Genomic DNA, 26958 nt, shown 5'->3' on the forward strand with positions numbered 1-26958 from the left:
AGAGTACTCCTAGTCTCACTGCAGCAGGTGTTGCGAGCAAGAACGCAGCAATAGCTGGGGGATACGCTATCCGATCCGGAAAGCATGACTCACTCGAAAGCTTGACCAGTCAGCTTGTGGCCGGGCTTCCGCATGCAGACAAAGATGAGGCGCGCAGAAACCGAGCGCAATTGGCTGGCAAGTCGTCGGTGTCCCGGTTCATCGCAAAATCAGGGGGACCGGATCGAACCCGGACATGGACTCAGGGCCCCGAAACGAATGTCCAGGATTCCTGACGGAAGTTCCCCCAACATTGTTACTCAAAAGAATCCACGAACAGGGCGTCGTTGCCGAAGACAAGATAGGCCGAGCCCGAGTTGGTGCCGTTGCTGTCGACGAAATAGCCGCCGAACATGAAATCGTCGACACCGTCGTGATTGACATCACCTGCCGAGCTGACCGATGTGCCGACCGAGTCCTGCTCGAATTCGCCAAAGACCGCGAAGCCCTGCTCGCCGTCCAGGTCGTCGGCAGCAATCACCGGATTGACGATGGGAGGCTTAAATTCGATTTCCTGCCTTGACGTGGGCGGTATTCGCCTTCGTCGCGCAAATCCAGTTTTGGTGGGGCATCGCCGAGCTTTCCACGACCATGAGCGCCTGGACCGTGGGAAATTTCCTGCTCCTGCTTTCGATGCCGTTGTTGCTCTTCATTGCAGCTGCCCTATTTCTTCCCCTCCGAACCGCGCGCGCGTAGGATCTCGAGCTACGCAAGGGGTTCGAGCGCGATGGCCGGCTCGCTTTGCTCGCACTCGCACTCTACAACGCAATCGCGTATGTTGCCGACGCAGTCTGGTGGTCAAGAGATTTGCTGAATGCCCAGGGCGCAATGCTGTTCGCTCTCGCCGTTCTTCCCTTCTGGCTATTTTTTGTCTCCAGGCGTCCCCTGCAGATTTCAATTACAGGCCTCTACGGCTTGCTGCTGATAGTCTGTCAAATAGAGCTTTCTCCGACCTCCTACCACTGATTCATGCCGCGCTACGGCTTGATTCTCCCTGCGCAGCGAGAAGCCACAATCGGCAGCGTAATCGGGACACCCGGTGCAATCGGGGACGCTGGAAGGGAGGCACGCCCACACCGAGCACCATCCATTGGCAAGTTGTGGGTGTCCTGGTTCACCGAGCCAGTTCAAGGCCAAAGCAACAGGGTGCCAGATCAAGCCTGCACATCGATGCAAGGCCCCAAGCAGAAGCCCGGGACTCCTGCCGCAAGTCCCCCGCAGCATGGCTACTCAAAAGAATCCACGAACAGGGCGTCGTTGCCGAAGACAACATAGGCCGAGCCCGAGTTGGTGCCATTGCTGTCGACAAAATAGCCGCCGAACATGAAGTCGTCGACACCATCGTGATTGACATCACCTGCCGAGCTGACCGATGTGCCGACCGAGTCCTGCTCGAATTCGCCAAAGACCGCGAAGCCCTGCTCGCCGTTCAGGTCGTCGGCAGCAATTACCGGATTGACGATGGACGTGGATCCGAACACCACATAGGCAGCGCCGGCATAGGTCGCGTTGGTGCTGTTCTGATAGTCACCAATGACCACGTCAGACAACCCGTCTCCGTTGATGTCACCCGCAAAGGAGAGGCTGTATTCATAGGGCGAGCCCAGAAAGTCGGTGGTTCCGGTGATGATCGACAGATCAGCCAGCGCGGAAACATCCTGCTCTGCCACAAGTGGACCACTTCTGCCCAGTATCAAGTACGTTGCCTGATACCCGTCAACGACAAATTGAGCCGAAACCAGGATATCGGTGAACCCGTCGTGATTGAAGTCACCGCTTCCATCGATGGCCGAACCCAGAAAGTTGCTGGAGGTCTCGCCATTGATGATGATTCCGTTCGTGCCATCGAGGTCCGCCAGCTGGTTGACCGCGCTCCAGCCGGCAGCACTTCCGAAGGCAAGATAGACGGTACCCGAGTCACCGCCATTCGTATCCCTGCGACTGGCGCTGATCAGGATGTCGTCAATGTCATCGCCATTGAAGTCTCCGGCGCCGCGCACCTGGGTTCCCGCAATGTCACCTGTCAGCTCACCGTAGAAAACGACCCCGTTGGCACCATTGATGTTGTCCAGATCGAACTCACTGGCGAAGGCCGTGTCCTTTCCGTAAATCACGTAGACGGCGCCAGCATTGGTTACCCCCGGATCGTGGGCCTGATGACCGAGCAACAAGTCATCAATGCCATCTCCATTGAAGTCGCCCGCGCCATCTGCCGAACTTGCCTGATCACCCGCAAAGCGCCCATAGACGACGAACCCGTCGGTTCCATCCAGTGCCGCCAGATCCAGGCTGGAAGGAAACGAATCCGCCCCGAACAGCACGTAGGTAGCGCCATTGAACACCAGGCCAGGCGTTGCATGATTGGCTGCCGCGATGACGATGTCGTTCCTTCCATCATGGTTGATGTCGCCCGCACTATTGATGGTACTTCCGGCGATATCGCTTTCATCATCGCCCAGCAATCTGAAGCCGTTTGACCCATCCAGCGTGGTCAGATCGAACACCGCCGGCATGGGGTCTTCACTGCCGTAAACGATATAGATGGTTCCCGCATTGACGTTGCCGTCATCGTTGAATACCGCCGACACCATGAAATCGTCAATGCCGTCATTGTTGATGTCGCCGGCGGCGCCCACCTTGTATCCCAGCCAGTCCACGGCATTGACGCCATTCAGGCTGAAGCCTATCCCCCCATCCAGCTCACTGATATCGATGGAGGCGGAATACTGCGCCCATGCGGCAGTGCCGTGGGCAACCGCAAGAATCAGGAGAAAGGTGCGGGTCCAAAGCAATCGGATGCTGGCTTGAGTGGCTTTCATCTCTTTCCTTCAACTGGATGGATAGGGTTTGCAAGGTCAATTGAGCGTCGCGGCGATGCATCTGCTCTTCGCATGTACGGGCGGGCTGTCCCCGCGGTTTGGGAAGGTCGTCAGCCCGGAAGTCATTGTGTTGCCCGGTATACGGCGAGGAAGGCGTCCGGATCGGCAGCTTTCAGCTCGCTGGCGCCAGGCGGCATGGCGGGGCTGCCCCATGAACTCGCTCTGACGACCCCTACAGGAGCGGCTAGTCGAAACCGTTTTGAAACAGGACGTCCGGATCCATTTCGACGACGAGGTCTGTTGTGCTGTCGATCGCGAGGTCCCCAGCCAATGCACGCAGCCGATAGGTGCCTGGCAGGTCCACAGCCAGGGCATCGAATCTCGCTACCCCGCCGACTGTGGGCTCGATCGCGCCACTGAGGGTGGCGCCTGTCGGGCCGGACAGAATCTCCACTCCAACGATCGACCCATCGCTCACGAGCTGGTCAAATACGTTGAGCACGCCCACTTCCAGTGACGGAGTCAGTGCGATATTGGCCAGTCCGCTGGTTGGCTCGACCAGGAATGCAATTTCACTGGCGATGCCGTCAGCGTCACTTGAGCCGACTTGCAGGGCGTCAACCCACATGGGTCCGCCGAACGCCGTGATGCTTTGAAAGCCGGTAAGGATGGTGCCGATGCCGCGACCGGTGCTGACGCCATGCGGCCGATTTTCGACCAGAACCAGGTCATTGAGCATTGCCGTGTACGTTCCGTTGTCCATGTCATAAATCAGCCTCACTCGATAGAACTGATTGGCTGAATAGCTGGCCGGGGGAATGGCCGCGACGCCTGCCGCATCGGTCAAGTACAAGTTGCCGTTGGACAGGAAGTACAGGTTGGTAAAGCTGGACGCCGAAGAGCCGGCCTCGCGCACGTTCAACTGATAGCTGTCGACTACGCCGAAGCCCACGTCCAGATCGAAAGCGATCGTTCCGGTTGTAATTTCAATGTTGTCGAGAAACTGCCAGCGCAGTGCCTTTGCTCCCCCTCCAACTGAAGCGTTCAGCTGGAGGATGCGGTTGCCCATGCCAGCATCGAGCACTTCAGTAGTCAGACCCGGACTCGCTGAACTCGGTTCGCCAAACGCAGCACCGCCCAGGCCAATGGGTTGGCCGACAGTCTGCGTGTCGAAATCCGCGTCCAGGACGAGGGGTAGCGGGACAACATGGGTGACCTTGATGTTGTCAAGCTTGAAGGGCTGCGCGCCGTGCCCGCTGGAATATCCGGTGAGCAATCGACCGACGCCTCGACCGACGATTCCGTGTGCTCGACCGCTGAACACGGTATTGCCGTTGACCGTCATTGCGCTGGTGCCCGCATCCATATCGAAGCTCATGACCACATGCATGTTCACGTTCGGACTATAGGTATTGTTGGCAACGCCAATGGCGCCCGCATCATCAGAAGCACTGAATGTTCCACTCGGCAAAAACGTCACGTCGAGGAACCTGAACGCGGATGCGCCGCTCTCCCGAATACCCATGGAGTAGCGATCCAGCGCTCCAGGCGTGAAATCGAAGGAAAATCGGGCAACGCCGCTGGTGATCTCGGCGTTCCCGATGAGTTGCCAGCGAAGGTTGCTGCCATTGGTGGAGCCGCTGTTGTTCGTAACAAGCAGGTAGTTCTCATCTGGCGTGTTTTCGACGATTTCACCGTCGAGGACGGACAAGTCGACTGGTTCGCCTAGAGCGGCGCCTCCCTCACCGAGCGCCTCACCCGGCGTGCGATTGTTGAAATCGGCATCCAACTGAACGATCGGGCCCAATGGCACGCCTGCCTCCGGGGAACCCGGACAAAAAAACAGGAGGATTGTCATGGGGCCAGCGAGCCAGGACTTGTTCAGCATGCAATGATCCTTGTTGGTAGTGGTTGACGCGCGCAGGGAATTCGGCTCAGCCAGCCTCGATCAAGACAGCCCCAACTCGCGAGCCAGCCTGTCGCGACAACGCTGAGCCAGGGTTCGAGCGGAAAGGACACCGCCACAACAATGGCGACCTGATCAGCAGCACCCAGGCAGCACGAGCATGGCCGCGGATGACCGAAAAGAAATGAAGGAATCCTGAAACTTTCCTCAAATAAATCCGTTCAACGGCTCCGATTCGGTATGGGGTCCGGAAAATCCGAAGGCATCGCAATCCGTTGGCGCCGCGTGAAGTCGTCGTTCCCGCCGAGCGCTTCCGGCGCCCTTGTTCCCTCACTGGCCCATGGTCTTGGCTTTCCTCGTCACGGCCGGGGCAGAACCGATTGCTCGCGGCTTACCTTTTCGGTGCCGACCGCCCCGTGCAATACGTCTCGGGAAAGTATTGACATACATACCGACTGATTGGTATTTATTTCACATGCCCAGACCTACCAAACAGGATCCTGAACGCGGTGACGCCCGTACCCGCCTCCTCGAGGCGGCCCGCGATGTCATCCGGACCAAGGGATTTGCGGCCACCACGGTCAGCGACCTCTGTGACTCCGCCGGCGTGACCTCGGGCGCCTTCTTTCACAACTTCAAGAGCAAGGAGGCCCTGGGCGCCGCAGCGGCAGATTATTGGGCCGAGACGACATCCGAATTCTTTCGCAGCGCGCCCTATCATGCGCACAAGGACCCGCTCGACCGGGTGCTCGGCTATATCGACTTTCGCGGCGCGATCATCGACGGTGATCTTGCCGAGTTCACCTGCCTCGTCGGCACCATGGCCCAGGAGGTGTACCGCACCTACCCCGGGATTCGCGATGCCTGCGCGGCCAGCATCCTCGGGCATGCCGCTACGCTGGAAACAGATATCGCGGAAGCCATGTCGGCGCGGAACCTCCAGGCAGACTGGACTCCGGCGAGCCTGGCCCTCCACACCCAGGCAGTCCTGCAAGGTGCATTCATTCTGGCCAAGGCCACGGGTGATCGGGAGGTGGCTCTGGACAGCGTCAACCACCTGCGTCGCTACGTCGAACTGTTGTTCCAGGCCGCACCTTCAAGATGCGAGGCACGATGATGCAGCAGCAAGCCAGCCCCATCATCACCGTATTCGAATGCTCGCCCGATCAGGGCAAGGGCATGGCGCGAGACATGCGGGTGCGCTGGGCACTCGAAGAAGTCGGCCAGCGCTACGACGTCCGTCCAGTCTCCTTTGCTGCGATGAAGGAAGCCGCGCACCGATCGCGGCACCCCTTCGGGCAGATCCCGACCTATGAGGAGGGCGAACTCGTCCTGTTTGAATCGGGCGCGATCGTTCTGCATGTCGCGAATCGCTACAAGGGGTTGCTGCCCGAAGCTGCAAACGCCCGGGCACGTGCAACAAGCTGGGTGTTCGCGGCACTCAGCACGATCGAGCCGCCCATTGTCGAACGCGAAGTGGTCGAATATCGCGAACAGGGTGAACCGTGGTTTGAACAGCGCCTGAGTGCTGTTGACGATCGGATTCGCATTCGACTGAACGAATTGTCTCGGCGCCTCGGCGAAGCGGACTGGCTCGACGGGGCATTCAGCGTCGGCGATCTGATGACGATCGACGTTCTGCGCAGACTGGCCGATACGCGCTTGCTGGAGGAGTACCCGAACCTGCTGGCCTTCGTCGCGCGTGGCGAAGGCAGACTTGCCTTCAAGCGTGCGTATGACGCCCAACATGCCTTTTTCAAGGCCGCCTCGGCGGAGTGCAAACGATCCTCACCTGACAGACACAAGGAGACCCCGCAATGACTGATCTCGTCACCTGCCTCTGGTTCGATCACGGCCAGGCCAGCAAGGCGGCCGAATTCTACGCCGCCACCTTTCCCGACAGTCGGGTACTTCGCGCGAATACCGCACCGGGCGATTTTCCCGGCGGAACGGCAGGCAGCGAACTGACCGTCGAGTTCACCCTGCTCGGACGCAGATTCGTTGGCCTGAATGGCGGGCCCGTATTCACCCCGAATGAGGCGGTCAGCTTCATGGTTGTCACCAACGACCAGGAGGAAACCGATCGATACTGGGATGCGATCGTCGGCAATGGCGGCAGCGAGAGCGCTTGTGGCTGGTGCAAGGATCGCTGGGGCTTTTCATGGCAGATAACGCCGAAGATCCTGCTCGATCTGACGACGAGCACCGACGGTGACAAGGCGAAACGCGCTTTCGACGCAATGATGACGATGCGAAAGATCGACATCGCAGCACTTGAAGCTGCTGTCGACTCAAACTGAAGGAGAAAAGTGATGAGCTATATTGACGGGTTCGCAATCGCGGTACCGACCGCCAACAAGCAGAAATTCATCGACCACGCCAATCTGGGTGACAGCGTATTCATGGAACTCGGTGCGACTCGCATTCTCGAATGCTGGGGCGACGATGTGCCGGACGGAAAGCTCACGGACTTCCGCAAGGCCGTGCAGGCCAAAGACGACGAGACCGTCGTATTCTCGTGGATCGAGTGGCCGGACAAGCCAACACGCGACGCGGCCTTCGGCAAGATGAAGGAATGGATGGAGCATCCGGAAAAAGCCGACCCGCGCATGGACCCCGCCCGGAACCCGATGCCATTCGACGGCAAGCGCCTCATCTTCGGCGGCTTCGCGCCGATCGTTGAACTGGAAAGCTAGGCCTGACGACAGTCGCGGAGATTTTCCTGGGGCGATTGTCAATGCGTTGGCGTGGAAGTTGTGCTTGACGACCACGCCAGCCGGTCGTTCCCGGAATGGGTATCGCAATGGACCCGTTCATTCAGCGTCCAGGAAGACCACTCGCCCATCAACCAGCAGATAGAGCAGACGAGCCAATGAAGATAAAGATCGAAACCATCGTCGCCGCGCCTGTCGAACGTGTATGGGAGGCATTCACCTCTCCGGCCGACATCGTGCGGTGGAACTTCGCGTCCGATGACTGGTGCTGTCCCGACGCCAAAGTGGATTTGCGCGCTGGCGGCAACTACACGGCACGCATGGAGGCGAAGGACGGCAGCTTCGGCTTCGATTTCGAGGGCGTCTATGAGGAGGTTGCGCCGCACAGCGCCGTTACGCTTGCAATGAGCGACGGTCGCAAGGCGCGCACGACCTTCGAGCCTTCAGGCAGCAGTACACGGGTGACAACCGAGTTTGACGCCGAGTCGGAGAACCCGGTCGAAATGCAGCGCAACGGTTGGCAGGCGATCCTCGACAACTTCAGGCGACACGTCGAAGGGTAAGCGAACACGAAGAGGCCCGGAAGATGCTGTCGAAAAACTGGCGGCATGTACCGGGCATGTCGTGGGCGTCCCGATCCAAGTCCCGATTTACGGTCCGGTTCACGCTTTTCCAGTTCGTGCGTTGAACAGCCAGGTGCAGCTTCCACGTTGTGCGGAACGGAACACGTCGTAAACTGGGCGAAATGTGCCATTGGACCTGTTGACCCCTGGAGCCTGCCAATGAACATGCGCCTGGTATGCGTTATTGCCGCACTCCTGCTGCCGTACCCAGCCATTTCTGCCCAGGGTGCTCCGGCAGTTGCAGAGTGCCAGGGTGCCGAAGCGAGCACCTCAACCGTCGCGCTCGCCTTTGATGGCAAGACCAGTGACTTGCTCCAGCAGGTGATTCAACTCAAGCACCTCGATATCGCCAATGCCGAAATAGTGGGCGACAGGATTCTGCGCTTCGAGCTTCCCTGCGTACCGATTGACTTCCTGATGCGGATGATCGCGCAGGACTCGAAACTACAGGTCGTTCGAACAGGGCCTGCCGGGTTTCGCTTCGAGAAGGTTGCCAATCTCAATGCCATTGAGTCACTTCGACTGGAGGCAGACATCGCGCGTGGCAATGATCGGCAAGAGCTGATCGCGGCACTGGAAGGCATTGTCGCGTTGTCGCAACCGGGAGGGCCGGGCGAGGTGCAAGCCTCGGTCGAATCCGAGTACCACGAGCTCGGCAACCTGGCCATGAAGGACAAGGACTATGTCACGGCCGAACGGTGGTACCGAGCAAGGCTTGCCGATCTGGACCGAAGCGGCGCGAGTCGGGATACGGACTACGGGATCGCCGTGTCCAACATCGCCGATGCCCTTCAATATCAGGACAAGTTCGCTGACGCGAAGCGCATGTATGAGCGCGCACTCGTGATCCTCGAAGCGCAGACTGATTCATCGGCTCCGCCGAATAGCGTCATGATCCTTGGAACACTTTCCAATACCGCGCTCAGCATGAGCCGGTTGAACGAGGCTGAGCTTTATGCGGATCGCGCCTGGAAACTGTTGAGCGATCCAGGCCGAAGTCAATGGGAATCTGCAGATGGCGCGCTGTCGTTTGCTGCCGATGCGGAATCCGAACTCGGTCGCCTGGGTCCTCCCGAACACGCGATCATGCATTACACGCGCGCGCTGAAGGTCCTCGAGATGCGCGACACCGCAGAGCAATCCGAACTGTTCAGGTCCCGGCAGCAATGGATGGTCAGCGCCGCGCGAGCGGGAAGAATCGACGTCGCCGTTGTCATCGCAGAAGCCCAACTCGCCATGACAGAGCAACTGGATGGCAAGACCTCTGCATCTCATGCGGTAGCGGTCTATGAGTTGCTTGCCCTCTATGCAGAGCAGCGCGAGCTGGACCGCCTGATTGCGCTCTGGCCACGACTGATCGAGGCCAGACGCGCGATGCTGGGTGCGAACAGCCCGTACGTCAAGGATGCGCTGCGCCAGTTGGCGCAGCTCTACCGCATCAATGGCCAGTGGGACCTGGCATTCGGACCGGAGAATCGCGCTGCCTCGATCGAAGCTGTCGACGACAGGGAAACGATGAACAAGATCGATCCCATCAGTGAATTCGCCATGCGATTTGACCCTGCACTGGGAATCTATTGCGCCCGTTTCAGTTGGACAACGACGAAGGCAGGTCCACCTCTGATTCCACCTGTTCCTGACCCGTTTCCACCGGGGGTGTACTTCGAACCAACGACTGCTGCCCTGCCCATGCCGACCGACGATTCCGACCAGGCACGCTACCTCGAACAGACCGCAGAGTGCCACAGCGAATCCCCGCATTTCGCCGGCCCTGCGATGGAGCGAGCCATGCAACTGCGCATCGCCACCCATGGGTCGGGCAGTGCCGAAGCACTTCGTGACGCCAGGCGCGCCATCGCTTTCTATCGCCAAGCCGGCAAGAACAAGGATGCCCAGCGAATCGAGGCGCTGGTCAATACTCTTTAGCTTGATCATTGCAGCGGAGTATGGGTAGCGAAGACTGGGCCGCTCGCGATTCGGCGCAGTCGACAGTTTCTACTTCCCCAATCGTTCCATGTGTGCGGCATACGGCTTCAGAATCGCCTGGAAGTGTTCTGGAAGATAGGCGCCGCAAATCTGCGCGATCGCCTCGGACTTGTCGCTGGCGCTGTCATGAAAAGCCTGGCAAATCTGCATGCCGAGTCCGTAGCCAACCTGCATCGGCCGTTCCGGCTGATCGGCGTTGCGCGGTCCGAACCAGTTGGCTGACGTGTCGACCGGCTGATCCAGCACGGCGCTGAATTCCGCCCAAAGCTGATCGGCATGTTCGGCAACATACTGATAGCGATCTTCGAATCGCATCCGGGTGGATCGCCAGACCAGGAAGTCTGCGCAGCCTTCACGAATCGCGAAGGCAAGATTGGTCGAGCGAGCCGGATCGGTATACAGCGACCGATAGTTGTCCATGCCCTGGAGCTGCATCTGGAAGATGTGCGACATCTCGTGCACGGCCACCGCCGGCAGATCGGCGAGCTGGACGCCCGGCGCGCCCTTCGGAAACTCGGCAAGATCGACCTCATCCGATAGCGACATCAGTTCGACGGCAATGGCGATTGCCGGGCGCGGACCCTCGGGCGTTTGCACCAGGCCCGGATTGCCTCCAGCGCGCATGTTGGCGACAAGAAAATAGATGGGCACGGGCCGTACGCCAGCCGGTGCATCGGCCTGAAGCTTTCCGATGGCCTGTTGCAATTCCGCATTTCCGGCCTTGATGCTGGAGCCCAATCCAGCGACGTAGTGGTAGTAGTTCGGGTGGCTCATCAGCTTTTCCGCGATCGACTCTGCGCTGGTGCCGAAGCGACTGGCAAAGATCTGCATGCCCGGCGATGCCTCGTCCATATAGCGCTGCAGTGTTGGCAACACTTCGCTGCCGGCGTCGATCTTGTCGATCGCTTCAGCAAACGCATCAAGATCGCTATAGACCAGCGGGGCGCCTGCCGGGTCCTCAGCCGCCGAGGCCAATCCAACCGCGCAAGCCATCGCGACTTTGATCAGGCGGGCGATTGACTTCGGGGCAGCAAGTCGATGGGTGCCGATCGTGTTCATGGTGATGTCCTCAAGAGTGGGAAGAATGTGCCTGGGCTTTGGTATCCATCGGGCGGGTCATGCGCGGCCGCATCCGGCGAGTGCTCCAGACGATGCTGAGCAACAAGGGAAGGCAGAACAGGGCGCCGCTGACAAGCACGGCGACAAGGCCGGGTATCTTCAGGTATTCGCCGAGCTCGATTCGGTAAGCCTGATAGTCCATCAGGCCACTGACCAGTTCGGGAAGCCCGATCAGCAGCAGCAATGCCGTGTCAGTCAAGGCGATGTAGACCATGCCGCGACCGGGCCGACCAAGCAGGGCAAAGCAAGCAGCAGCCAGGGCTGCGACGACGATGCCGCCGGAAACTACAGTGACCCATGCACCCGGCGCGATCTGAAGCATGCCCATCTTGTAGCCCGCGTAGTCCGGATCGAGCAGACCCCTGAACGGAGCGGCGAGATTGAGCAGCACATACAGAAAGTTGGCCAGGGCCACGCCCAGAGCGGCCCAGGTCCATTGCCGCTTCGCAGCGAAGTAGCAAAGCAAGCCCGCGTAGACCAGACCTGCGGTCAGTGCGATGTGGAGCCAGTTGGTCATGATGGCGATTCCTCCTGAGCGAATGCGGAGGACTCTAGCGCGCCAGTCCGGAGTGCGGGACAGGCGTGGGATCAAGCCACGCCGTCAGGGACGAATGCCCATCGACTCGAAGGTCGGGCATGCTCGACAGGGATGAATTTGCCCCACGAGGGAGGAATGGCCCGGTCGTGTCCGAAGCGATTTCGGAGTAGCGCTAGTCGGGACCGAGCGCCTCAAGAATGGCCGCGGTGTACCCTCGAGACACCGGCAAGGGCTGATCGACGCTGGTCAGACTCAGTTTCAGGCCATGCTGATTGCCGTTGCAGGCACGCACCTGAAGCAGGTTGACCATGAACGATCGATGACAGCGAACCAGTCCGGGCAGGTCCATCGCCTCGACCCGCTTTAGACTCGAACGGATCAGCTGACTGCGTCGCTCGCCGTTGAGCAGATAGACCACCTCGAGATAGTTGTCCTGCGACTCGAGATAAAGCAGGTCACCGGCAGCCAGGGTCAGTACGTCCTTGCCGTTGTCCGATGTGAACTGCAGAAGTTCCTGCGAGGGTTCGCCGCGCGGAGTGGCCGTCAAATGGACGAAACGGGAAGCCAGCCCGATGTGGCGGATGTGCAGCAGAAATCCGGCGACAGGAAAGCTGATGACGAGGCCGACATCGCGCAGGAATCCGAGATAACTGGCCACGCTCAGATCGTGCCAGTCACCCAGATGGTTGTAGTAGACGTAGGCGACTGAACCGGCCAATACATAATCCCAGGCAATCCAGCCGATCATCGAGCCCCTTGTGGCTGCCGGCAGCATTAGCGGACGCAATACGAATTCGCTGGCCGCCAGGGCCGCCGTGACCGCGCCTCCAAGCCCGAGCATGTAGCCGACGAAATCGAGATCAATCTCGAACTGCGGGTCGTAGTTGCTGACGCCGAACGGCTGGAAGATCAGCAGGAAGCCGCACAGGAACAATCCGATCGACACAACGAAGATCGCCTTGTAGCGCGGCAACTCCAGATAGTGGACCAGCCAGTCATCGCGACTGGTCGACTCGCTCTTCGAATCCGACATCGAGAGGGTTTCCGCAATGCAAGCAGTTCAACCCATGATCGGTGCGTTGTTGTGCGGATTGCAACAGCCTTTCGAGGCTCGCACGCAATGCACCCGATTGAGGAGCCTCGGTCTGACCTGGCTGGCTACCAGTCGAGGTCGTCCGGCACCTTGAACTGCGCGTAGTAGGCATCGTCTTCGGAGGCACCCAGCGAAGATTCCGCTTCAGCATCCTGACCGTGGTCGAGCACGATCATGCTGGCGTCGCGTTCACGTACCTTGTTGCCAGCCACGCGTGGCAACAATTCGTAGCGCTCGCCCAGGCGGGCAATCACCAGCGCACCGGATGACAGCATCTTGCGCTGCTCTTCACTGACAAGCAGGCTGCGGATGGCGCCGTCGGCGGTGAAGCGATACTCGACCTCGCCCGAACGCGGCACTTTCTTGTCTTCGATGATCTGGCGGGCCTGGGCAGCCAGCTCGGTGATATGGCGTCTGGCTTTCTGTTCCGCGGCAAGCGCGCGATCCCGCTCGGCTTTTTCGGCGCGTGTCCGCTCCGCTTCCACCTGAATGGCGCTCGGTGTCGGCGGGACCTTGGCATGCCTCGCCTTGTTCTGCTCGCGGGCCACCTCGGCGACTTTCGATTTCTTGACCAGGCCGGCCTTGAGCAACTGTTCCTGGAGTGGGTTCGCCTTTGCCATGTCCGGTTTTCGTTTTTCGGAGTCCGGGCCCATCATACCCGCCCTCCTCCGCGCTTTTCCGGCCCGCTGCTGATGCCACTCGACAAATACCTCGCTGGCTACCCGCCCCAGGTTCTGACCAGGGTGCAGACGTTGATCGAGCAGGATCGGCTCGGCACGCATTTGCAGGACAAGTACGGCGACCGGCATGCCGTGCGCACGGACGGCCAGCTGTACGACTACGTGCAGGCGCTCAAGGAGCGCCATCTGCGCAAGTCGGTACCGCTCAGCAAGATCATCTACGACGGCAAGCTGCAAGTGATGAAACACGCACTCGGCACGCACACCGCCGCCTCGCGGGTCCAGGGCGCGAGGCTCAAGGCCAGTCGCGAAATGCGCATCGCCAGCGTGTTCCGCGATGCGCCCGCCGCGTTCCTGAAGATGATCGTGGTACACGAACTGGCGCATCTGAAGGAAGCCGAGCACAACAAGGCCTTCTATCGGCTGTGCACGCACATGGAGCCGGACTACCACCAGTTGGAGTTCGATCTGCGCCTGTATCTCACCCATCTGGACGCGTTCCAACGCCAGAGTGGAGTCTGACTCACCACAACCGTTCGCTTCTTGAACGAGTCAAGGCCGGGATTCGAGGTTGTCGAAGGACATTCCAAAGTGCTTCGAAGGAACGAACAAAAATCCCCGAAGCTCTCGGCTCCGCCGAGCAAGTGGCAGCGACTGTTCAGTCGGCCTGTCATGCGTGCCTGCAGCAATGCGCAGGAAGCCTGGTTATCGACGCCGGCAAGCGTCGGAGCCTTCGAGCAACAGGTCGAAGGAATGAAGCCGGCACCCACGAAGTTCGAGCTGCCAAAGGTCGAGGACAGAACGATCTCGCTGGGCGAACGGAAGATCGGTATTCGCATCTACGAACCGGGCGGAAAGGCTCCGAAGCCTCTGATGATCTACGTGCATGGCGCCTGCTGGGTCGCAGGCAGCCTCGACAGTCACGACGAGTTCAGCCGCTACCTGGCCTTGCAGTCAAATGCGATCGTAGTGGCGATTGACTATCGGCTGGCGAACACAAAGTATCCCCGATGCGCACAATGATGTTTTTGATGCGACTCGCTGGGTCTGGGACCACGCCGCGGAACTGGGCGCCGACAGGAACCGGTTTGCCATTGCCGGTGAAAGTGCAGGCGCCTATTTCGCCGCTGCCACCGCCCTGCGTGCCGCTGACGAAGCGGACTCGCCGAAGGCTTTGCATTCCTGTTGCTGGTCTATGCCGCGCTGGATGGCGGCGGATCCTCCTGGACCGAATGCAAGGACCAGTACTTCAACAAAAAGGACGATGCGCGCAGCCGTTACGGTTCGCCGCTATGGGCCGATGATCTCTTGTCAGGCATGCCCAGAACATTCAATGTCTTCGGCCAGTACGAATCCTCGCGCGCGCCGAGGAGGAACTGTTCATGCGCAAGCTCAAGGAAGCTTGGCATTCCGGTTGCAGCTTCATGAACGAGAAAGTCGGACTCACGATGTGCAAGCCTGGATGGCAGTCACCGGCAATCTCGCCGCCCCTCAGGCGCCATCGAAATTCATTCGCCTTGGGTTCAACAAGGCAAGTCAATCGGACCAGTAAAACTAGATTGCCCCGGCCCAGCAGGCGCCAGTTCCGACAGCATGATCGAGAATCTCCACTTGAAGACTGACGCCGGACAGATCACTCGTCAGTGTCGAGACGTTCCTCAATCCGTAGATCGACATGTTCGCGCAAAAACCGCCAAGAGCACACTGGTTTAAAGATCCCCAGTCCCACTTGTTGGCTTGATCCACCCGGAAGCATGCCAGCGATCGGGCAATCAAGTCGGACTGCCCTTGCCACGATTGCTGGGCGGGACGACGATCGTCGAATGAAAAAGGCCCGCCGAAAGGCGGGCCAAAACATCCCGATCAACTCACCTGGCAGGGCTTGAGTCAGATCTGGCGATGGCGGCGACGAAGCGTAAAGACTGCTCCTGGAGCCAGCAGGCCTGCCATCAACATCAGGACACCACGGCTGATTGGCAATGCCACGGCAGGCGCCGCCGGCGCACCGTTCACGCCCATTGAAGTCAATTCCATGGGTTCAGTAGATCCGCCGTTGGCACCCAGTGTGAAGAAGAACACTCCATTTGGAGGATTGTTGCTTCCGAACGGCTCAACTACCGGAACGGAATACGGTGCATCCCCTTTTCCCGCCGCCTGAGAAGAGATTGGAGATACCGCTCAAACCATCCGGAGTTCCCAGGTACCGCCACTGGTCGGCTGGCCAACCACTCGGTGCCAAAATCGAGCGCGGCGCCATTGGTGTCAAAGACTACCCGACTGAAATCAGCAAGAGTGAAACTGCCATCGCCGTTGGTCGAGCCGGTAACCGTGACATTCAGTGCCAGCACCGCCGGTCAAGCGGGGAAAAGTCGTTGACGCCAGGGTTCTGCAGCAAGGTGTCCTCGAAGGTGATTGAGCCGACTGCCTGCGCCTCACTTGCCGGATCAACGAAACGGAACGGGAAAGTGATTGGCGCGGCGAATGCTGTACCAGCCACGCACGCTGCCAACAGTGCTCCAGCCATCAGTTTGCAGGTTGCCATTCTCATTTCATGCATCTCCATAGGTAAAGAAAGTTCCAGTGCGCAATGTTAGGCAATTGCGTCTTCGCGCACAACGTACCATTCCTGGGACTCGACCGTTGGATCGAGTAGCGCCATCAAAGTCGGAGAAGCAACAATGCAGTTGGCCGGTTCAGAAGCCGGTACGGCCGGGCAGGATGCCAGCGGGCAGTCACCGCAACTCCCCTTTCCTCGGGCTTCGCAGGCAACGTGCTCGCCAATGACACATTCGACGGTGCGCCTGCAACAACAGCGAATGTCACCCTGAATACGATTTCAAGTACCGCCCCAGGTGTCACACTCGTTACTGGTTCGGGCAGTGTTACGGTCGCACCCAGGTACTGCATTGGGTCTGCAGTCGCTGGACTACCATTTTTGCGAGACAGCATCGCAATCAACTGCGATATCGCCACAGCTAGTCCCAACGGGGCTGCCGGTTCGCGATCATTCCGGTTGACTGCCCGCACGAGGCGCGGCATATTGCTGGCACTGCAGGCTCTCGCGTTCTCCGGCGCGTCGAATAGTGCTGCGAGGAATCGGGGCCCGCGCTATCGGGCCTTGATCATGAACGCATGGCTATAGCAGATCGTTCATCTATTTGTTACGTTCTATAGGTATCTATCATACGCGCAAACACGAAGCGCAATCGGAATTCATCTGAAAGCGCCCATGCAGCTTCTGCCCTGCCAATCCGGCTCCTGATTCAGGGCCAATCAGGCCTTGCGCCAGACCATCCACGCAGACAATACGACGGCAAGAATCAGGGTGCCGATGTGGATCGGGGTCAGGTCGGCCCAGGCCACGGCGCCGGCCAGGTCGGGGCCGATCGTGGTCAGGGTCGCGCGCATTGGAATGCCGAGGAAGGAAGCCACCTTTGCAGCGGCGAGCAGGTAGCCGGCATAGACGCAGGCAAGTGCCGTGCAGACCGCAGCGAGCAAGGCGCCACCCAGCGTCTTTCCAAATCCCTGGCGGCGCAGGATCCACGCGATCATGGCGCCGATCAGCAGTGAAAGCCCGATCAGGTCCATGCGCGAATACAACTGCAGCACGCACCAGACAGCGCCCGCCGCCAGCGCGCACATCAGCGCCGTTGCGATTCCGACGATCCGGTTCAGGGTCTGCTTGCCGCTCAGCTCAGCGGACATTATTTGCAGCGCCGGTTTTTCCGGCATCGGTGTAGTTCATTGGCATCAGCGATAACGGCAGGGGAGCGCGATCATACCGGCCGTGCGTCGACAACGTAACCGCCAGAAGTCGCATCAAGCCTCAGGATTGCCGGGCAAGCAGGCTCAGTACCGACGGCGGAACCGCTGTCCCCGGCAAGGCATCCTGCGCCGTGATGGCTTCGCCGTATTTCTGGACAACCGGCACGATACCGGCCCATAGCGGCAGTTCGCGATCAGCCGGATCGTCCTTGGGATCACCCGTGCGGATCTTGGCACTGGCCTCCTCGATATCAAAGCGCAGCAGGGCCGTGGCGTTGAGCTCGTTGCGATCGGCCGCCCGCGATTCCTGCGCACGGCCTGGAATCAATGCATCGACGAAGCGCGCGAAAATTGCCGATTTTTCTGCGGAGTCTTTAACCGGCGTTGCCTTGCCGAAGGCCACCACGGACCGGTAGTTCATCGAGTGATGGAAGTGCGACCTCGCCAGCACCAGGCCATCAATCAGGGTCACACACAGACAGGTGGCGATTCCCGAACCGACCGACTTGAGCAGGCGACTGGCTATGGAGCCGTGCAGGTAGAGGCTGTCGCCCTCGCGCGCATACAACATCGGAATGACAAAGGGCTGGCCCTCTGGATCGGCAAACGAAACATGTGCGATCAGGCTCGCATCGAGGATGGCGTGGATCGTTTCCCTGTCGTAGTGGCCGCGCTGGGCAACTCGACGGACCTTGCTACGGGGGTGCTGGCGCATGGGACGAAACCTCGGAATGTCGACTGCATTGGCCCAGCATGCCAGCGGAAATTGGTACCATCGAGTGCCACGCATGACCAATTGACTAGGGCCAATCATGTACATGGAACTGGATGGACAGGGTCCGCGCTACGCGCAGCTGATCCGCGCGCTGAAGTCGGCGATTCTGGAGGCACGGCTTTCGCCCGGCTCGCGCGTCCCGGCCAGCCGCAATCTCGCCGCCGAACTGGGCATCTCCCGCAACACGGTGCTGTCCGCCTACGATCAGCTGCAAGCGGAAGGATTCCTGGTCGGCCGGGTTGGATCCGGCAGCTATGTCGCCGATGTCGGCAACCGCCTGCCGCTACCGGAAAGCACGGCAGGCGACGAACTGATCGCGCCGCTGTCCGGCTTTTCGCGCCGCGCGACGGCGGTCAGTGACGGCGCCTTCATTCCCGGCCACCAGCACCAGGATCTGCGTTACAACCTGCAATACGGACTGCCCCTGACCAACCCTGCTCTTGCCAGCGCCTGGCGCCGGGAAATCAATCGGGCCGTCGAGCGTGTCGACCTGGACTACCCGGACCCGCGCGGCTTGCCGGCATTGCGCGAACAGATCTGCGATTACCTGGCCCGCCGCCGCGGCGTCAGTGCAAAACCCGAAAACATTCTCGTCGTATCCGGTACCCAGCAGGCCTTCGCGCTGGCAGCACGCGTATTGCTGGACGAACGCGATGTCGTGGTGCTGGAGGATCCGCACTATCGCGGTGCCAGACAGGTTTTCGCCGCGCATGGTGCACGTATCCGCGGCGTACGTGTCGACAATCACGGGCTGGTACCTGCTGCCTTGCCGAACCGCGCCCGGCTGGCCGTGGTGACGCCATCGCACCAGTTTCCCACTGGCGCGCTGTTGCCGCTCGCGCGCCGCGTGGAGCTGCTCGAATGGGCGACGGCGCACCACAGCTGGCTGATCGAGGACGATTACGATGGCGAGTTCCGCTTCGGCGGGCGCCCGCTGGCGGCGCTGAAGTCACTCGATCACGACGGCCGCGTGATCTATATCGGAAGCTATTCGAAGACCCTGTTCCCTGCACTTCGGCTCGGCTACATGGTCTTGCCCGAGTCACTGCGCGAACCCTTCCATGCGGCGAAATGGCTGGAAGACCGCGGCAGCAATACGCTGGAACAGGCGGCACTGGCCCACTTCATGGCCAGCGGCGGATTCGAGCGACACCTGCGTCGATCCTCACAGAGTCTGCGCGCCCGACGCTCGGCCATGCTGGCCGGCTTGCGACGCCACGCCGGCCACGCGCTGGAGGTCGTCGACTCGAATGCCGGCATGCATCTGACCGCATGGCTCAGGTCCGGCAGCCAGGCCGATTGCGAACGACTGGTCGCGCACGCACGCGAACGCGGCCTCGGCCTGTACACGGTGGCGCCGTATTCGTTCCGCAATTCCACACGCCCGGGCCTTCTGCTGGGCTATTCGGCCCTGCCGCCCGCAGACATCGAAGCCGCATTGCGACTGCTTGGTGCGTGCCTGCGCGAGACCGGCCTGGTCGGAGAACCGCTGCCGGCTTGATCGGGACCGACAATGACCCGATATACCTGCGTGCAGGCGGCACAGGCCCCATAATAGGCGGCCGCAATCGACAGGCAAGGCGGAAAGCGCTACGACATGAGTGGATACAGCTCCAGTTCCGAACCGGTTCGCTTCGAGCGCGACTGCCCGGCCGTCATGGTGCCGCAAGGCGAGAGCGTCACCCTGCCAGCGGGCCAGGCCGGCTATATCACCCAGGCTCTGGGTGGCAGCTTCACGCTGTTCGTTGACGGCAACCTGTTTCGCATCGCCGGTTCAGATGCCGATGCCATTGGCAAGCCGGTACCGGCCCCGCTCGAGCTGCCCGCCGATGCGGCCGATGAAGATGTCGAGAAGCTGGTCTGGTCGCAGCTGCGCACCTGTTTCGATCCCGAAATCCCGATCGACATCGTCGAACTCGGCCTCGTCTACGACTGCGATCTTGAAAGGACCGAAGACGGACAGCGCAAAGTCAACGTACGCATGACCCTCACCGCACCGGGCTGCGGCATGGGCGAGATCCTGGTCGAGGACGTACGCAGCAAGCTCGAAATGATTCCGACGGTCAGCGAGGCCGATGTCGACCTGGTCTTCGACCCGCCGTGGAACCACACCATGATGTCCGACGCGGCCAAGCTTGAAACCGGGATGTTCTAGAGGCCGACATTGGGGTCTCGGGAATCGGGATTCGCGACAGCAGTCTGATGCAGCTTGCCCTTCCCGGCACCGTTCGCACTGAGCTTGTCGAAGTGGGCCTTTCCTGCGCATGGCAATGGAAACCACGTGACGTTCGTGGTGAGCTGAGCCTGCCTTGAGCGTGCCGAGGGGAACCATCAGCGGAATCTGATGTTGCCATATTCGTGCATTTGTACTTCGACAGGCTCAGGACGAACGGTTGTCGTGGATTCGGCACCAAGACACTCGCACATCCACCCTGGGTTGCACTGGCGCGGCGAGCTGCTGCGCTTCGATATTATCCAGGCAAAAGCCCACCCTCATCCGCCCTCCGGGCACCTTCTCCCGCCAGCGGGAGAAGGAAAGGCACTCCGCACTATTCCATCTCACGCTGGCGGAAATGGTCCGGCCCGAACGGTGAGCCGCAGGACGCGGCGAATCACGGGGATGAGGGTGGTGCTCTTCCTTCTCCCGCTGGCGGGAGAAGGTGCCCGGAGGGCGGATGAGGGTGGTGCTTTTCCTGTCCCACCAGCGGAAGCAGGAACAATGCAGCGAGCTCATCCCAGCCACTTGCGCTCACTCCGACGAAACCAGTGTCAATTGCGTCTCGTCGGTGTCAATCAACGGCATGAGCTCGTAGATGTTTCGGTAGCCGTACGTGTACAGCGCGATATACGTGGACAGGTTCAGCGATGCCGTTTTCAGCTTCCTCGGGAATGCATCTTCGTTGTTGCTGAAGTTGTTGTTGCAGTAGATGAGGATGCGGACATCCTTGTCCGGAAGCAGGGTCTCCAGGCTCGCAACCGTGATGTCGGGGAAGCTCAGGTTGATCGCACCATCCACATGCAGCAGTTCGAACTTGTCGCGGCTGCGTGCATCGAGAACGATCGTGCCTGGCGCCTCGCTCATGCGCCTGAAATCCGCTTCGTCGAGTCGGCGCGACTGACGATGGGCAGCCGCTTCGCTGGCCAGTGCAAGATAGCCGTCCATGTCGATGGCAGGATTCGACAGCGGCCGTGGTTCACTGGCGATTGAGGGAAGCGCCAGCGCAAGCAACAACCAGGCAATCCAGTGCAGTTTCATGAGCGAGGCCTCCCGTCAGTTCAGTGTGCGGCCGGCTTGTCGTAGTCCAGGCCCTTCTTGCCAGCCTGTGCCTTGACCACGCCATAGATCTGGTCGTCCAGTGAGTCGATCTTGTCGCCGCGCGCCTTCAACTCGCTGGAGAGATAGTCATTGCGCTGTTTGCCGATTGCGGCGATTTTCTCGTTGAGAAGCTCGCGCTTTTCGGCCTTTTGCTTGACCAGAGCAACTTGCTCTTCCTTGCTCAGTGAGCGCATCGGTGCGGGCAGTTCGGCCTCCGGCACATCGGCGAGTTCGATACGACCGCTGGCAACGGCGTCGACCAGTTCGCTGTCGCCCAGCAGGTTGTCCTTGCCTGCCGCCGATGCATTGAACATGGCGCGCTTGACCCGCGAACCGGTCGTGCTGCTGGCGTGCAGCTTGTCGGTGGCAGCGACCTTCGCATCCAGTTCCTGGCGCTTGTCGGCATCGCCGTAGAAGATGCGTGTCTCGTCCAGTTCGCGCGAGAGTTCCGCAAGCTCTTCATCAAACGGGGTCGATACGGCCAGTGCGCCACCGGACTAATCAACCTTGAAGTACTCCCCCTGGTTCAGCGAGGCGATGCGCTGCCATTCCTCATGGGTGCCGGCGTTGTTGCCGACCTGGATCGTGTTGACGACAACGCCGCGCGCCATCGCTGCCGCAATCGTTTCCGGATACTGCACATCGTCGGCGTAGTCGGTGTGCGCCGGCGCATCGCCGACCAGGAAGATCACCTTGTAGGCGTCCTTGTCCTGGCTCCAGGAGATCTTGTGCACGGCATCGTGCAAGGCCTCGTTGACACTCTCCGGCGTATCACCGCCACCATCGGCCTGGAAGTCCATCAGCGTGGCGAACATCGAATCGAGGTCGCTGGACAGGTCGACGACACGCGTGACATAGGCGTCACCGCGATCGCGGTAGGCGACCAGGCCGATACGCAACTCCGGGGTCGGCTTGGCCTGGGCCATGCTGCTTGCGATGGACCAGATATTTTCCTTCGCCCCCTGGATCAGGCCACCCATGCTGCCGGTGGTATCAAGCACGAACACGGCATCGATCCGCGGCTTTCCGTTTGCCGCCGTAGCGGCCGGAGCAGGCACCGGTTGTGCGACAGGGGCAACGACGTGTCGGGTGCCTGCGCGGGTCAGCGGATAGGCGAGCACGGCCACAGCCGTGAGTACAAAAACAGCAGGAATCAGCAATCGGGTCTTCATGACGATCTCCTTCAGTGACGGTTGGCGAGACGTTGCAACGCGGCTTCTGCCGAGCGACGTGCCCGGTCGAAGCGATCCGCGTTGTCGGGGGTGGAGGCTGGTGGCGTGCTGCGCAGCGCGTCGGGAATCAACACGAACAGGGCCTGCAGCAGGAAGAAGCTCCACAAGGCCAGAAATACGCTGTGCGTAGCGTGGATGACGACCACGCCGGCTGCGGCAGCGAACAGTCCAAGCACGGCGTCGGCGATCGCGCTGAAGATGCCGGCGTGGAAAGCCCAGCAGCGCAAGGCCCAGATCGCAGCTGCCTGGGCCAGCAGCCACGCGGTCAGCGGCGGATTGAATGCGAACAACGCAATGTTCAGTGCAATCCACAGACCGACTGCCAGCATTCTTCCGACCCGCGTATCGAATGCGCGCAGCTGCAGCACGGCATAGATGATGCCGAGAATGGCAATGACCCAGCGCATGGCTGCAGCAGGACTCAGAATCCAGCTCAGCGCGCTCCAGGCGAGGCCGCCGGCAACGCTCAGTGTCAGCGCAACCCCGGCTTCACGCCAGAATCCCGGGCGAGTCATGACGCCCTCCTCTGTTGCTGCTCCCGCAACAGGGCGAGATCGACGTCCGACTCGGCGATATTCAGGTCGGGCTGACCCCAGACGCTCGCGTCACGCGGCGCACAAGACGAATCGACATCGAATGCGGCGGCCTTCTGACGCATCGATTCCAGACTCTGGCGCTGCTCGTCCAGACTGCGGCCACGCTCGCTGCGCTCGGCCTGAAGCCGCCCGAGTCGCTGACCCAGATGAGCAAGCAGGCGTTCGCCTTCGAGACGCCGGCGCAGCAGCATGCGGATGAGCTTTTCATTGCCCGCTTCGAAGCACAGATCCAGTTCGCCGGAGATTCCCGCAATCAGCGACTCGAGCTCTGCCGCGCGGACATGAGCGTGCTGATAGTCGAGTTCCAGGGCTTTCAGCGCCTGCGCGTTGCGCTCGACTTCGCTCTCCATTTCACGAACGGCCTGACGCAGCAGGATGTCGGGCTCTTCCAGTCGATCCAGCACGGCATGCGCATCGGCACGGAACAAGCGGGTCAATCGGGATATCAGGGCCATGGTCGGACTCCGTTGTGGACTGCGATCCAGTCTCCGGAATCCGCTGAACCGGGTGTAGGCCCGGCTCGGTAAATTCATTGCGGCGATGTTTACAAAGGATTTACAAGCACCCGGTCATGCGAATTGATAGGCTTCCGATCGTGGTGGGTCCAGCTTGTCCTGAGCTTGCCGAAGGAAACCGGACTCCGTTCGTGGCGAGCTTGTCGAACCATGAGGGGAGGTTGGCGATTGGACCTGGCAGCCTGGATTTGCCCTTGGGCAGGCTCCGAGTCGAACGGCGCAGACTTGGCGCCGACCCGCCTGTTTCGTCATCCCATTCGAATGGAGAGCTGCTCCCTTGCAACGCAAGCAACGCCTGCTCATCGTCGAGGACGAGGTCGCCATCCGCACCGGCCTGGTCGATGTGTTCGTCTATCACGGCTTCGACGTCGAGTTCGCCGAGGACGGCATCAGCGGCCTGGACATGGCTCGCAGCGGTCGTTTCGACCTGATCCTGCTCGATGTCATGCTGCCCGGACGCAACGGCTTCGAAGTGTGCGAATCGATCCGGCAGGTCGATCGCGAACAGGCGATCATCATGCTGACGGCAAGATCAGCCGACGACGATGTCATCCATGGCCTCGCGCTAGGCGCTGACGACTATGTGGCCAAGCCGTTCTCGGTTGCCCAACTGGTTCTGCGCGTACAGGCTGTGCTGCGCCGGACCCGGACTTCGGCATCCGAAGAAAGAACGATCCGGCTCGGCAAGGACATCGAGATCGACGCACTGAATCTGTGCGCAACCGTCAAGGACGCGCCGGTGCGATTCACACGCCGCGAAATCGAGGTGCTGCAATACCTGCACGACCACTCCGATCGCCCGGTACCGCGTGAGGAACTCCTGAACAAGGTATGGGGCTACGCCCGGCACATGGATATCGAGACACGCACCGTCGATATCCATGTCGCGAAATTGCGCCGCAAGATCGAAGAGGACGCGAGCCAGCCGCAGCACCTGGTCACCATTCGCGGTGGTGGCTATCGCCTGATGAGTGGGCACTGAAATGCGTCGCTGGCAGCCCCGATTGCTCAGTCGCCGACGCCTGGCCGTCTTCCTTGCCCTGCTCTTTGCGGGCCTGATGATTCCGACCGTGATCCTGCTGTTGCAGACGCAAAGACAGATCCGCTTCGAGGCCTTCCACCAGTACCGGACACTGGCCGAAGAACTCGGCCTGCGCATCAACTCCAACCTGCAGAACATGCTGGGAACCGAAGAAGATCGCAGCTACGCCGACTATCAGTTCGCCGCTTTGGCCAGCAATCCTGCCAACGCCAAACTGCTGCAGCGCTCTCCCCTTTCCGATGTACCACCGCGTTCGGAGCTTCCCGGGTTGATCGGCTACTTCCAGGTGGACGCCGATGGCGCATTCAGTACGCCCGCCCTGCCCGATGATCTCCAGGATCCTGTTGCATGGGGTCTGGACAGCGAACAGCTGCGGACCCGTGTGAGCCTGCGCAACCGGCTGCTGGACGTGTTGCGCCAGAACAGCCTGCTTGAACGCGGCCTCGCCACGCACGACGCAAAACCTGACCGGGCCGGCGAACCTGCATCGGATACCGGCAGCAAGGCTCGCAAGGATGAAGTGACCGCAGCGTCTTCGGATACTGATCGCCAGATCGACGGCAGCAGGGAAAGCGACACTCTGGCAGAGAAGGAACGCGGGATGGCCGAATCCGCCGAGGCCGATGTCGGCGTGCGATCGCAGATCGCCGAAAAGGCCACTCCGAATGCCTCGCAAAACGCCATCCTGGAACTTGGCAAGGTCCAGTCGACCGGATCGCGCATCGAGGTCGACAAGATTGGCCAGGTGCAGGACCTTCGTCTTGAACGCAATTTCCAGAAGGGCGAACAGAAGGCAAACGACAGCGCCTCGGCACCGGCCTACGAACAGCGCCTCAGGGACAATGTGCAGGTGCGTGCCAAGCGCAAGGAGCAGTCTGTCGCGCCCGAATCATTGAATGTCGACGACGCCGTGGCTGCAAGCCTCGAACCTGCACGCGTGCGCATGTTCGAAAGCGAGCTCGATCCCTTCGAGTTCAGCCTGCTCGAAGGGGGCTATGGCGTGCTCTACCGGAAGGTCTGGCGCGACGGGCAGCGCACGATACAGGGCGCGATCATTGACCAGGACGCCTTCATCGCCCAGGCACTTGTGCGCCCCTTCGAAGAGAGCGCACTGGCACAGATGAGCGACATGGTCGTGGCCTATCGCAATGACGTGCTCAGCGTGCGACGTGCAGATGGCGGTGGCTACATGCTCAGTCGCGCTGCCGAAGTACAAGGCGAGCTGCTGCACCAGACGAGCCTGTCGGCACCGCTCGGAGACTTCCAGTTGCTCTGGAACGTGCGCTCGCTGCCTGCGGGTCCGGGTGGGCGCATCATCACCTGGGCCGGGGTCCTGCTGACCAGCGTGCTCGTTCTCGGCTTTCTTGCTCTCTATCGACTCGGCTTGCGCCAGATCCAGCTGGCCCGCCAGCAACAGGATTTCGTTTCCGCCGTCAGCCACGAGTTGAAGACGCCCCTGACCTCGATCCGCATGTATGCCGAGATGTTGCGCGAAGGCTGGCCTGACGAAGCCAGGAAGCGCGAGTACTACGCGTTCATCCACGACGAGAGCGAACGCCTGTCGCGGCTGATCGGCAACGTGCTGCAACTGGCCCGGCTCGAACGCAGTGAACTGCAACTCGATCTCGGTCTGGTCCGCGTGTCCGAATTGGCCGATCTGCTGCGCTCCAGACTTGACAGTCAGATCGTGCGCGCGGGTTTTACCTGCAAGCACGACATCGCCGCCGAGGCCGCGGAACATTCCGTTCTGGTGGATACCGATGCAGTCGTGCAGATCATGATCAACCTGGTCGACAACGCATTGAAGTTTTCGGCTCGAGCCGATCGGCGCGAAATCGACATCAGGGTGAGCCGGCAAGGCAGTGGCCAGATCGCATTCTCGGTTCGCGACTACGGCCCCGGTGTCGAGTCTTCACAACTGCGCAAGATTTTCACGCTGTTCTACCGCAGCGGTGACGAGATGCGACGCGAGGCTCCGGGAACCGGGATAGGACTGGCGCTGGTGCGCCAGCTTGCGCGCGCCATGCACGGCGAGGCCGATGTTCGCCAGTGCGAACCCGGCGCGGAATTCGTGCTGCTGCTTCCGATTGCGAACGATTCCGGGTCAGCGGCACGGCATTGAGCCGGGGAAACGCTGCATGCCTCATTTCTGGTCATTCCAGCGGTGTGCAACAGTCGAACGGCTGGTCATCCGGTCATG

Annotated in this window: 28 protein-coding genes and 1 pseudogene; 14 read left to right on the top strand and 15 right to left on the bottom strand. The window is 60.6% G+C overall.

Annotated features, from left to right (window positions below):
• Positions 1-295 precede the first annotated feature (295 nt).
• The 3 genes from R3F00_RS02610 to R3F00_RS02620 form a co-directional block, all read right to left on the bottom strand.
• Positions 296-520 (bottom strand): hypothetical protein, encoded by a 225-nt coding sequence (locus tag R3F00_RS02610; RefSeq protein ID WP_371280147.1) that lies wholly within the window; start codon positions 518-520, stop codon positions 296-298.
• A gap of 745 nt (positions 521-1265) precedes the next feature.
• Positions 1266-2858: a hypothetical protein gene (locus R3F00_RS02615; RefSeq protein ID WP_371280148.1), complete on the bottom strand. Its 1593-nt coding sequence runs from the start codon at positions 2856-2858 to the stop codon at positions 1266-1268.
• A 244-nt stretch (positions 2859-3102) separates the two neighbouring features.
• Positions 3103-4671 carry a hypothetical protein gene (locus R3F00_RS02620; protein ID WP_371280149.1) on the bottom strand — a complete coding sequence of 523 codons (1569 nt, stop codon included), beginning with the start codon at positions 4669-4671 and terminating at the stop codon, positions 3103-3105.
• Positions 4672-5239: 568 nt separating this feature from the next.
• Here R3F00_RS02620 and R3F00_RS02625 point away from each other — a divergent pair.
• The 6 genes from R3F00_RS02625 to R3F00_RS02650 all read left to right on the top strand — a co-directional run bounded on the left by R3F00_RS02625 (position 5240) and on the right by R3F00_RS02650 (position 10027).
• Entirely contained in the window at positions 5240-5881 is a 642-nt protein-coding gene (locus tag R3F00_RS02625) for a TetR/AcrR family transcriptional regulator (protein ID WP_371280150.1), read from the top strand.
• Entirely contained in the window at positions 5866-6585 is a 720-nt protein-coding gene (locus tag R3F00_RS02630) for a glutathione S-transferase family protein (RefSeq protein WP_371280151.1), read from the top strand. The genes R3F00_RS02625 and R3F00_RS02630 overlap by 16 nt, the downstream gene beginning before the upstream one ends.
• Positions 6582-7064, top strand: a complete 483-nt coding sequence (locus R3F00_RS02635; protein WP_371280152.1) for a VOC family protein — start codon at positions 6582-6584, stop codon at positions 7062-7064. The genes R3F00_RS02630 and R3F00_RS02635 overlap by 4 nt, the downstream gene beginning before the upstream one ends.
• Positions 7065-7076: 12 nt before the next feature.
• Entirely contained in the window at positions 7077-7460 is a 384-nt protein-coding gene (locus R3F00_RS02640; RefSeq protein ID WP_371280153.1) for a DUF1428 domain-containing protein, read from the top strand.
• A gap of 176 nt (positions 7461-7636) precedes the next feature.
• Positions 7637-8041 carry an SRPBCC family protein gene (locus tag R3F00_RS02645; RefSeq protein WP_371280154.1) on the top strand — a complete coding sequence of 135 codons (405 nt, stop codon included), beginning with the start codon at positions 7637-7639 and terminating at the stop codon, positions 8039-8041.
• A 219-nt stretch (positions 8042-8260) separates the two neighbouring features.
• Positions 8261-10027: a hypothetical protein gene (locus tag R3F00_RS02650; protein WP_371280155.1), complete on the top strand. Its 1767-nt coding sequence runs from the start codon at positions 8261-8263 to the stop codon at positions 10025-10027.
• Positions 10028-10096: 69 nt separating this feature from the next.
• Here the strand turns inward: R3F00_RS02650 and R3F00_RS02655 are convergent, their stop codons facing one another.
• The 4 genes from R3F00_RS02655 to R3F00_RS02670 form a co-directional block, all read right to left on the bottom strand.
• Positions 10097-11146, bottom strand: coding sequence for a hypothetical protein (locus R3F00_RS02655; RefSeq protein WP_371280156.1), 1050 nt, complete (start codon positions 11144-11146; stop codon positions 10097-10099).
• A 10-nt stretch (positions 11147-11156) separates the two neighbouring features.
• Positions 11157-11723, bottom strand: a complete 567-nt coding sequence (locus R3F00_RS02660; RefSeq protein ID WP_371280157.1) for a hypothetical protein — start codon at positions 11721-11723, stop codon at positions 11157-11159.
• Between the two features lie 193 nt (positions 11724-11916).
• The gene (locus R3F00_RS02665) at positions 11917-12777 is read right to left on the bottom strand and encodes a LytTR family DNA-binding domain-containing protein (protein WP_371280158.1); all 861 of its coding nucleotides are present in this window, start codon (positions 12775-12777) and stop codon (positions 11917-11919) included.
• A 125-nt stretch (positions 12778-12902) separates the two neighbouring features.
• A complete protein-coding gene (locus R3F00_RS02670) occupies positions 12903-13457 on the bottom strand; it encodes a DUF2058 domain-containing protein (protein ID WP_371280159.1) in 555 nt (184 codons plus the stop codon).
• A gap of 72 nt (positions 13458-13529) precedes the next feature.
• On the opposite strand from R3F00_RS02670, the gene R3F00_RS02675 reads away from it, so the two are divergent.
• The 4 genes and pseudogenes from R3F00_RS02675 to R3F00_RS02690 all read left to right on the top strand — a co-directional run bounded on the left by R3F00_RS02675 (position 13530) and on the right by R3F00_RS02690 (position 14945).
• The gene (locus R3F00_RS02675) at positions 13530-14039 is read left to right on the top strand and encodes a M48 family metallopeptidase (protein WP_371280160.1); all 510 of its coding nucleotides are present in this window, start codon (positions 13530-13532) and stop codon (positions 14037-14039) included.
• Positions 14040-14189: 150 nt separating this feature from the next.
• The gene (locus R3F00_RS02680; RefSeq protein WP_371280161.1) at positions 14190-14540 is read left to right on the top strand and encodes an alpha/beta hydrolase; all 351 of its coding nucleotides are present in this window, start codon (positions 14190-14192) and stop codon (positions 14538-14540) included.
• Positions 14494-14697: pseudogene (locus R3F00_RS02685) on the top strand (alpha/beta hydrolase fold domain-containing protein); the annotation flags it as partial. The gene R3F00_RS02680 and the pseudogene R3F00_RS02685, both read left to right, overlap by 47 nt.
• Positions 14698-14702: 5 nt before the next feature.
• On the top strand, positions 14703-14945 hold the full coding sequence (locus tag R3F00_RS02690) for a hypothetical protein (protein ID WP_371280309.1): 243 nt from the start codon (positions 14703-14705) through the stop codon (positions 14943-14945).
• Positions 14946-15404: 459 nt separating this feature from the next.
• Here R3F00_RS02690 and R3F00_RS02695 read toward each other — a convergent pair whose 3' ends face one another.
• The 3 genes from R3F00_RS02695 to R3F00_RS02705 form a co-directional block, all read right to left on the bottom strand.
• Complete coding sequence (locus R3F00_RS02695; protein WP_371280162.1) at positions 15405-15551, bottom strand: hypothetical protein; 147 nt, start codon at positions 15549-15551, stop codon at positions 15405-15407.
• 1239 nt (positions 15552-16790) lie between these two features.
• Complete coding sequence (locus R3F00_RS02700; RefSeq protein WP_371280163.1) at positions 16791-17222, bottom strand: hypothetical protein; 432 nt, start codon at positions 17220-17222, stop codon at positions 16791-16793.
• 121 nt (positions 17223-17343) lie between these two features.
• Positions 17344-17997: a pyridoxamine 5'-phosphate oxidase family protein gene (locus tag R3F00_RS02705; RefSeq protein ID WP_371280164.1), complete on the bottom strand. Its 654-nt coding sequence runs from the start codon at positions 17995-17997 to the stop codon at positions 17344-17346.
• 97 nt (positions 17998-18094) lie between these two features.
• On the opposite strand from R3F00_RS02705, the gene R3F00_RS02710 reads away from it, so the two are divergent.
• Positions 18095-19558, top strand: coding sequence for a PLP-dependent aminotransferase family protein (locus R3F00_RS02710; RefSeq protein ID WP_371280165.1), 1464 nt, complete (start codon positions 18095-18097; stop codon positions 19556-19558).
• A 96-nt stretch (positions 19559-19654) separates the two neighbouring features.
• Entirely contained in the window at positions 19655-20212 is a 558-nt protein-coding gene (gene sufT / locus R3F00_RS02715) for a putative Fe-S cluster assembly protein SufT (protein ID WP_371280166.1), read from the top strand.
• 594 nt (positions 20213-20806) lie between these two features.
• Here sufT and R3F00_RS02720 read toward each other — a convergent pair.
• The 5 genes from R3F00_RS02720 to R3F00_RS02740 form a co-directional block, all read right to left on the bottom strand.
• A complete protein-coding gene (locus R3F00_RS02720; protein WP_371280167.1) occupies positions 20807-21313 on the bottom strand; it encodes a rhodanese-like domain-containing protein in 507 nt (168 codons plus the stop codon).
• Positions 21314-21333: 20 nt separating this feature from the next.
• A complete protein-coding gene (locus R3F00_RS02725; protein WP_371280168.1) occupies positions 21334-21687 on the bottom strand; it encodes a hypothetical protein in 354 nt (117 codons plus the stop codon).
• A gap of 183 nt (positions 21688-21870) precedes the next feature.
• Positions 21871-22545, bottom strand: a complete 675-nt coding sequence (locus R3F00_RS02730; protein ID WP_371280169.1) for a VWA domain-containing protein — start codon at positions 22543-22545, stop codon at positions 21871-21873.
• Between the two features lie 11 nt (positions 22546-22556).
• A complete protein-coding gene (locus R3F00_RS02735; RefSeq protein WP_371280170.1) occupies positions 22557-23120 on the bottom strand; it encodes a hypothetical protein in 564 nt (187 codons plus the stop codon).
• On the bottom strand, positions 23117-23656 hold the full coding sequence (locus tag R3F00_RS02740; RefSeq protein ID WP_371280171.1) for a PspA/IM30 family protein: 540 nt from the start codon (positions 23654-23656) through the stop codon (positions 23117-23119). Before R3F00_RS02740 ends, R3F00_RS02735 begins: the two co-directional genes overlap by 4 nt.
• A gap of 337 nt (positions 23657-23993) precedes the next feature.
• Here R3F00_RS02740 and R3F00_RS02745 point away from each other — a divergent pair, with 337 nt between their 5' ends.
• Both R3F00_RS02745 and R3F00_RS02750 read left to right on the top strand, forming a co-directional pair.
• Positions 23994-24698 (top strand): response regulator transcription factor, encoded by a 705-nt coding sequence (locus R3F00_RS02745; RefSeq protein WP_371280172.1) that lies wholly within the window; start codon positions 23994-23996, stop codon positions 24696-24698.
• A 1-nt stretch (position 24699) separates the two neighbouring features.
• Positions 24700-26880 carry a sensor histidine kinase gene (locus R3F00_RS02750; RefSeq protein WP_371280173.1) on the top strand — a complete coding sequence of 727 codons (2181 nt, stop codon included), beginning with the start codon at positions 24700-24702 and terminating at the stop codon, positions 26878-26880.
• Positions 26881-26958 lie beyond the last annotated feature (78 nt).

Source organism: Dokdonella sp. (assembly GCF_041395345.1).
Taxonomy (GTDB): domain Bacteria; phylum Pseudomonadota; class Gammaproteobacteria; order Xanthomonadales; family Rhodanobacteraceae; genus Dokdonella.